The organism is Micromonospora sp. HK10, from assembly GCF_000982955.1.
Lineage (GTDB): Bacteria > Actinomycetota > Actinomycetes > Mycobacteriales > Micromonosporaceae > Micromonospora.
The window spans coordinates 1-6,982 of record NZ_KQ058768.1; the positions used below are offsets into that span (position 1 = coordinate 1).

Genomic DNA, 6,982 nt, shown 5'->3' on the forward strand with positions numbered 1-6,982 from the left:
GCGCCGCCGGTCGCCGGCTCGGCGGTCGCCGCCGAGGTCGCGGTCACCGCCGGGGTCGCCGTCGAGGTCGCGGTCGCCGCCGGGGCCGCCGCCGCGGTCGCTGTCGGGGCCGCCGAGGTCGCGGTCGCCGCCGCGGTCGCTGCCGGGGTCTCCGCCGGGCCCGCAACGGCCTGCGCCAGCACGGTGGGCAGCGGCGCGTCGGCCGGCTTCAACCGGGTGGGCTGGCCGGCCACCACCAGCACGACCGCGTCGCAGGCGTCGGCGACCGCGCGGTTGGTCGCGCCGAGCGCGTCGGCGAACGCCCGCCCCAGCGGGGTGGTCGGCACCAGGGACAGCCCCACCTCGGGGCTGACCAGGACCAGCCGGGCGGCGCTGGCGCGTACCGCCGCGGCCAGCTCGGCGATGGTGGCGGTGTCGTCGGCGGGCTGGTGCGCCGGATCGAGCAGCACGGTGACCCAGCCGCCCAGGTCGTCGACGAGCAGCGTGTCGTTCGGCCCGGCCGCCGCGATCACGGCGGCCAGCCGGCCCGGATCCCCGGCGGTCTCCTCGCTGGTCCAGCTGCCCGGCCGGCGGGCCCGGTGCACCGCCAGGCGGGCCGCCCACTCGGTGTCCTCCGGGTCCCCTTCGGGAGCGGTGGCCACGTACCGGACCGTGGGCGCGTCGGCGACCAGCGACTCCGCGAACTCGGACTTGCCGGACCGGATACCGCCGAGCACCAGGAGCGTGTTCCACCCGTCAACGGACATGCCCGTACCTTAGAGCCGCCGGGCCGTTCACCGCCCGCCGGCCCGGCCAGCGCGCCGACCGGCCCGCGCCACATGATCGATGTGGCCGCCGGGGCCGTCACCCGCCGGGCCGACTACGCTTGCGGGGCATTGGCGTCCCAGGGGGACGACGGCGGCGAGGGGAGACGCGGCATGGCGTGGAGCTGGCGGTACGAGGGCGAGAACCGCGAGTCGGTCGACGGGCCGGCCGAGTCGTTCGGCAGCCAGGCGGACGCCGAGTCGTGGATCGGCCAGGCCTGGCGGGAGCTCGCGGCGTCCGGCGTCACCTCCGTCGCGCTCGTCGAGGACGACCGGGTCGAATACCGCATGAGCCTGCTGCCGCCGGCCGAATGACCGGCTACGACCGCCCCGGCGAGCCGCTGGTGCTCGGGGTGCCCCGGGCGGCCTTCCGGCCCAGCCCGGTCTTCCTCGCCCTGGTCGCGCTCTTCGTGGCCAGCGGGGTGATGACCTGGCAGCGGTTCGGCAACGTCCGGTTCGACGTCTTCCTCTTCGTGGTCTCCGGCTGGCTGGTCTCGCTCTGCCTGCACGAGTACGCGCACGCGGTGGTCGCCTACCGGGCCGGCGACCGGGACATCGCGCACCGCGGCTACCTCACGCTCAACCCGGTCAAGTACACCAACCCGCTGCTGTCGATCGTGCTGCCGGTGGTCGTGGTGCTGCTCGGCGGCATCGGCCTGCCCGGCGGCGCGGTCTGGGTGGACCGGCACGCCATCCCCGGCCGGCTGCGGCACACCCTGGTCAGCCTGGCCGGGCCGGCCACCAACGTGCTGTTCACCCTGCTGCTGGTGGTGGCGCTGCGGATCGGCTTCGGCACCGGCGGGCCGATCGAGTTCTGGGCCGGGCTGGGGCTGCTGGCGTTCCTCCAGCTCACCGCCAGCGCGCTCAACCTGCTGCCGGTGCCGGGCCTGGACGGCGGCAACATGATCCAACCCTGGCTGAGCCCCAGCTACCGGCGGATGTACGACCTGTTCGCCCCGTACGGCTTCCTGCTGCTCTTCGCGCTGCTGTGGAGCCCGCGGATCGGCGGGTGGTTCTTCTCGGCGGTGTTCACCGTGGGCGACGCGCTGGGGCTGCCGCCCGGCCTCTACGTCGTCGGGCTGGACCTGATCCGCTTCTGGCAGGGCTGACCGGCCGGCGGGAGCCGCCGCGGCGCGGCGGTCCGCCCGGGATGCGCGTACCCCCGGCGGGGCCCGGGCCGGCGCGGTGGCCGCGCCGGCCTGGGGAGCGCGTCACGGACGCTGCGCCGGGCTCTCGGTCCTGGCCGGGTCCCGCTCGGTGATCGGCTCGACGATCTCGTCGATGGCCTTGAGCAGGTCGGCGTCGAGCTTCACGCCGGCCGCCTTCACGTTGTCGTGCACCTGCTCGGGCCGGGACGCCCCGATGATCGCCGAGGAGACGTTCGGGTTCTGCAGCACCCAGGCGATGGCGAGCTGCGCCATGCTCAGCCCGGCCTGCTCGGCGAGGGGCTTGAGCCGCTGCACCCGGGTGAGCACCTCGTCGGTCAGGAACCGGGCGATGAAGCTCGCGCCCGACTTCTCGTCGGTGGCCCGGGAGCCGGCCGGCGGCGGCTGGCCCGGCAGGTACTTGCCGGAGAGCACGCCCTGGGCCATCGGCGACCAGACGATCTGGCCGATGCCCAGCTCCTCGCTGGTGGGGATCACCTCGGTCTCGATGACCCGCCACAGCATCGAGTACTGCGGCTGGTTGGAGACCAGCGGGATGCGCAGCTCGCGGGCGAGCGCGTGGGCCTCGCGGAGCTGCGACGCCCGCCACTCGGAGACGCCGATGTAGTGCGCCTTGCCGGAGTGCACGACGTCGGCGAACGCCTCCATCGTCTCCTCGAGCGGGGTGCTGTAGTCGTAGCGGTGGGCCTGGTAGAGGTCCACGTAGTCGGTCTGCAGCCGGCGCAGCGAGCCGTTGATCGACTCCATGATGTGCTTGCGGGACAGGCCGCGGTCGTTGCGGCCCGGTCCGGTCGGCCAGTACACCTTGGTGAAGATCTCCAGCCCTTCGCGCCGCTCGCCCTTCAGCGCGCGACCGAGCACCTCCTCGGCCCTCGTGCCGGCGTACACGTCGGCGGTGTCGAAGGTGGTGATGCCGGTCTCCAGGGCGGCCCGCACGCAGGCGGTCGCCGCGTCCTCCTCGACCTGCGAACCGTGGGTGATCCAGTTGCCGTACGAGATCTCGCTGACCATCAGGCCGGAACGGCCCAGGTGTCGGAATTCCATGCCTCGACCCTAGTCCCGCCCGATCATCGCCCGCCGCGCGGCGCGGCCGACGGCGGTCAGAGCACCGGGCTGGTGTCGGCGAGCAGTTGGTCGATCTCGGCGACCACGGCGGCTTGACTCGGGTGCACCGGGTCGATCAGCGGCTCACCCCGCCGGTCCAGCGCTCCCCAGCGGCCCGAATCGTCGCTGACCAGGAAGGCCACCGGGTGCACGACCAGCGCCGGGTACGCGGGCACCACCAGCACCCGCCCGGTCCGGTCCACCACACCCCGACGGCCGGCCAGCTCCACGCCGGCCAGGCCCTCCTCGGTGAACCCGTCCACGTACCGGCCGTCCGCCAGCGCCGTGCTGAGGCCGTGGTAGCGGGTGGGCACCACCACCTGGCCGGTCCGGTCGACCGCGCCCCAGCCGCCGTTCTGCCGTACCGCCGCGAGGCCGCCCCGGAACGGCCGGACATCCTCGTAACCCGGCGGGATCTTCACGATGTTGGTCGGGTCGACCGCCATCCACCGGCCCTTGCCGTCCATCGACACCCAGGCCAGCCCTTCGGCGAACGAACCCACCGCCCGGTAACCGTTGTTCGCCTCGATCAGCGCCGCCCCGGTGGCGTCGATCAGCGCCCACCGCGACGCCTCCGGCCGGCGTACCCACGCCATCCCCTCCCGGAACGGCTGCACCTCGGCGTACCGGTGCTCGACCACCAGGTTGCCCTCGGCGTCCGCGTAGCCCCAGAGCTGCTGCTCCTCGTCGAGGGTCGGCACCGGGTAACGCTCCTCGCCGAGGACTACCTCCCGGGAGCGCGGCTTCGGCCCGAACCCGGCGGTCACCGCCCGCTCGGCGACCGCGTCCAGCGCCAGCGCGGTACGCGCGTTCAGCTCCGCGTCGTCCCCGTGGCGCAGGTCCAACGCCCGCTCGAAGTGCAGGCACGCCTCGGTCAGCCGGCCCTGGTCGTAGCAGCACCGGCCGGCGTGCTCGTGCAGCACCGCGCGCAGCCGGTCGGGCAGTTCCGGCGAGTTGGCCGAGGCGAAGAGGCGGTCCGCCTCCGCGTACTCGCCCCGCCAGCGCAGCACCTCGGCCAGCCGCGCCCGGACCAGCGCGGTCCGCCGCAACTCGCCGGTGGCCTCGGCGTACGTGTGGGCCAGCCGGGCGTCGGCGAGGGCGTCGTCCAGGTCGCCGAGGACCCGCGACGCCACCGATCGCAGGCTCAGCAGCCGGGCCCGGCTCCGGTTGTCCAGGGCACTGCCCAGCTTCGCGGTGAGCCCGTCGCGGATCTCCCGCAGTGCCTCCGGCTCGGGCGCCTCCTCGCGCAGCGTCTCCGGATTCAATCGCCACCGGACCGCGGCGAGCGCCTGCTCCGGATCCGCCGGCCGCTCGACCTGCTGCTCCGGTACGGCCTGCTCGGTCTGCTCGGCCTGCTGGTCCGGTACGGCCTGCTCGGTCTGCTCGGCCTGCTGGTCCGGTCCGGCCGGTTCGGCCTGCTGGTCCGGTACGGTCTGCTCGGTCTGCTCGGCCCGCTCGGCCCGCTGGTGCGGTACGGCCTGCTCGGCCGGCTCGGCCTGCTCGGCCTGCTCGGCCTGCTCGGTCCGTTGGTCCGGCTCAGGCCGCTGGTCCTGGTGGGCTTGCCTGGCCTGCTTGTCCTGCCGGTCCGGCTCGGCGGGCGAGTCCAGTGCCTCCGGCCCGGCCTGCTCGGTCTGCTCGGTCTGCCCGGGTCGCTCGGCGGACGGGTCCTGCTCGCCCCGCTCGAGCCGCTCGGTCCGGCCGGCTCGCTCAGTCCGCTCGGCGCGTTCGGCGCGTTCGGCGGGTGAGTCGGCGGGTGAGTCGTCGGCTTCCGGCCTGTCCCGCTCGACGATCCGGTCCTGGACGGCCGGCTCGTCCTGCGCGGGGAAGCCGGCCGGCGCCGGCTGCTGCTGCTCTACCCGGTCCTCGTCGCCACCAGCTGCGGCGGACACGGGCACCGCCGAAGCGGGTGCCGTCGACACGGGCGGCGCGGACGTGGGCGGCGCCGACGTGGGCGGCGCCGACGGGGGTGCCGAGGACACGGGCGGCGCGGACACGGGCGGCGCGGACACGGGCGGCGCGGACACGGCAGCCGCGGACGCCGCGGTGGCCGGAGACGCGGAGACCGGTGCCGCTGGGAGCGGGTTGGGCTCCGAGGGCCGCTCGGGGACGGCCGCCGGTGGTGCTGTGGCCGGCGCGGCGGAGCTGGCCGGAGGCGCGGGCACCGGTGCCGCCGAGGCCGGGTTGGCGTCCGAGGGCGATCCGGGAACCGGTACCGACGGCGCCGACCCGGGCGGCGCGGACGGTGCCCCGGCCGCCGGCGCCGCGGGCCTGGTGGTGGGGGCGGGTACCGGCTGTGGCGGGACCTCCGGGGGAGCGTAGGCGGGCGGCGGCGCGTACGCGGGCGGAGCCGGGACCGGGTCGGATGCCGGGGTGGCCGGTGCGGTGGCCGGCGGCGGGGCCGGAACGGGTGCGGTGGACACCGGTCCGGCCTCGGTCGGCCGGCCGTTCGAACCGCCCAGATCGGCCCGGTCGGCCCGGTCGGCCCGGTCGGACATCCCGGTCATCGCACCGGCGGTCCAGGCGGGCGGCGCCGACACCGGCCGCGCGTGGGCCGCCGCCGGACCTGCCTGCGCCGCCGGACCTGGCTGCGGAGCCGCGTTCGACGCCCACGCGGGCGGGCCCGGCTCCGGCCGAGGGGCGGGCACCGGCGTCGGCCGGGCAGCGGATGGCGCCGCGTCAGGTGCCGGTGTGACCGGGTCGCCGGTCCAGGCCGGTGGCGCGGCGACCGGACCGGCCGCGGGCGCAGCCGGTTCGTCCCGGTCCGGTGCCGGAGCCACCCTCCCGGCGGGCGGGGCGGACACCGGGTGCGCGGCCGGCCGCGCCGCGTCGGGTGCCGGTGCGGTCGGATCGCCGGTCCAGGCCGGTGCGGCGGAGACCGGGCGGGCCGTGGGCGGGGCGTCCTCCGCCGGCGGTGCGCTGACCGGCCGCCCGGCCGTCGGTCCCGCTGGCGCTGGCGAGACGGGCTCCTGGGAAGCCGGCGGCTGGGAGACCGGCGTCGGGGAGGCCGGCGCGTCTGAGGGTGTCGGGGCGTTCGGGTCGCCGTCCGGGCTGCGGGGCCGGAACCACGCGGCGGGATCGACGTCCTGGGCGCCCGGACCGGTGGGCCCGGATTCCGGGGGGCTGTCCGCGCCGGCGGCGGTCGGGGCCGGCGCCGGGGGACCGGAGGGCTCCGGCTGGGCCGGCGCGCCGGTGGCGCGGGGGTCGGCCGGCGGGGCGGCGGGGCCGGGCAGGAACTCCACCCGCAGGTTGGCCGCCGGCGGCCCGGACACGGGCGCACCGGGGAAGGGCGCGCCGGAGACAGGCCCGCCGGAGACAGGGGCTCCGGAGACAGGCCCGCCGGAGACGGGGGCGCCAGAGACGGGGGCCCCGGAAACCGGCGCGCTGGACTCGGGCACGCCGGGAACGGACACACCGGAGCCGGGCGGCCCGGAGATGGGCGCGCCGGGGAGGGGCGGCCCGGAGGTGGGCCTGCCGGGCACCGGCCGGTCCGGGACGGGTGCCGGCGGGCGGTGCTCCGGTCCCGGCGCGAGCGGGCGCCCTCGCTCGTCGGGGCGGACCGCCGCCGGCCGGTCCGCCTGCGGTCCCGGCGGTACCACCCGGCCGGGCTGGTCGTGCGGCTGCGCCGGGGCCACCGGCCGTACGGCGTCCGGGCGGGTGGCAGCCGTCGAGCGGTCCCGCAGGTCGTCCGGCCGGGTCCGGGCGGCCGGCTCGACGGCCGGGCGCCACCCCTCGCCGGGGTGGGCGGGCGGACCGGCCCAAGTCTCCGGCTGCGGCCGGAACCCGGGCCGCTCCTGAGGAAACTCGGGTCGGGCCGGGGTCGCGCCGGGGCGCGGGCCGACCTGCGGCGGGACCGGATCGCGGCGGGGACCGTCGGGGCGGCGAGCCGCCACGTCGGGCCGGCCCGACGTG

Annotated in this window: 5 protein-coding genes; 2 read left to right on the top strand and 3 right to left on the bottom strand. The window is 77.1% G+C overall.

What is annotated here, in order from left to right; all coding sequences use genetic code 11:
• On the bottom strand, nt 1-746 hold a 746-nt coding region (locus tag LQ51_RS10125; RefSeq protein WP_046564470.1), incomplete at its 3' end, for a bifunctional adenosylcobinamide kinase/adenosylcobinamide-phosphate guanylyltransferase.
• A gap of 171 nt (nt 747-917) precedes the next feature.
• On the opposite strand from LQ51_RS10125, the gene LQ51_RS10130 reads away from it, so the two are divergent.
• Nucleotides 918-1,118, top strand: coding sequence for a hypothetical protein (locus LQ51_RS10130; protein ID WP_046564471.1), 201 nt, complete (start codon nt 918-920; stop codon nt 1,116-1,118).
• Complete coding sequence (locus LQ51_RS10135; protein ID WP_046564472.1) at nt 1,115-1,912, top strand: site-2 protease family protein; 798 nt, start codon at nt 1,115-1,117, stop codon at nt 1,910-1,912. The genes LQ51_RS10130 and LQ51_RS10135 overlap by 4 nt, the downstream gene beginning before the upstream one ends.
• A gap of 102 nt (nt 1,913-2,014) precedes the next feature.
• On the opposite strand, the gene LQ51_RS10140 is transcribed toward LQ51_RS10135, so the two are convergent.
• Together LQ51_RS10140 and LQ51_RS10145 are read right to left on the bottom strand one after the other, a co-directional pair.
• Complete coding sequence (locus tag LQ51_RS10140) at nt 2,015-3,013, bottom strand: aldo/keto reductase family protein (RefSeq protein ID WP_046564473.1); 999 nt, start codon at nt 3,011-3,013, stop codon at nt 2,015-2,017.
• A 56-nt stretch (nt 3,014-3,069) separates the two neighbouring features.
• Nucleotides 3,070-4,962: a WG repeat-containing protein gene (locus LQ51_RS10145; RefSeq protein ID WP_231605684.1), complete on the bottom strand. Its 1,893-nt coding sequence runs from the start codon at nt 4,960-4,962 to the stop codon at nt 3,070-3,072.
• Between the last annotated feature and the right edge of the window lie 2,020 nt (nt 4,963-6,982).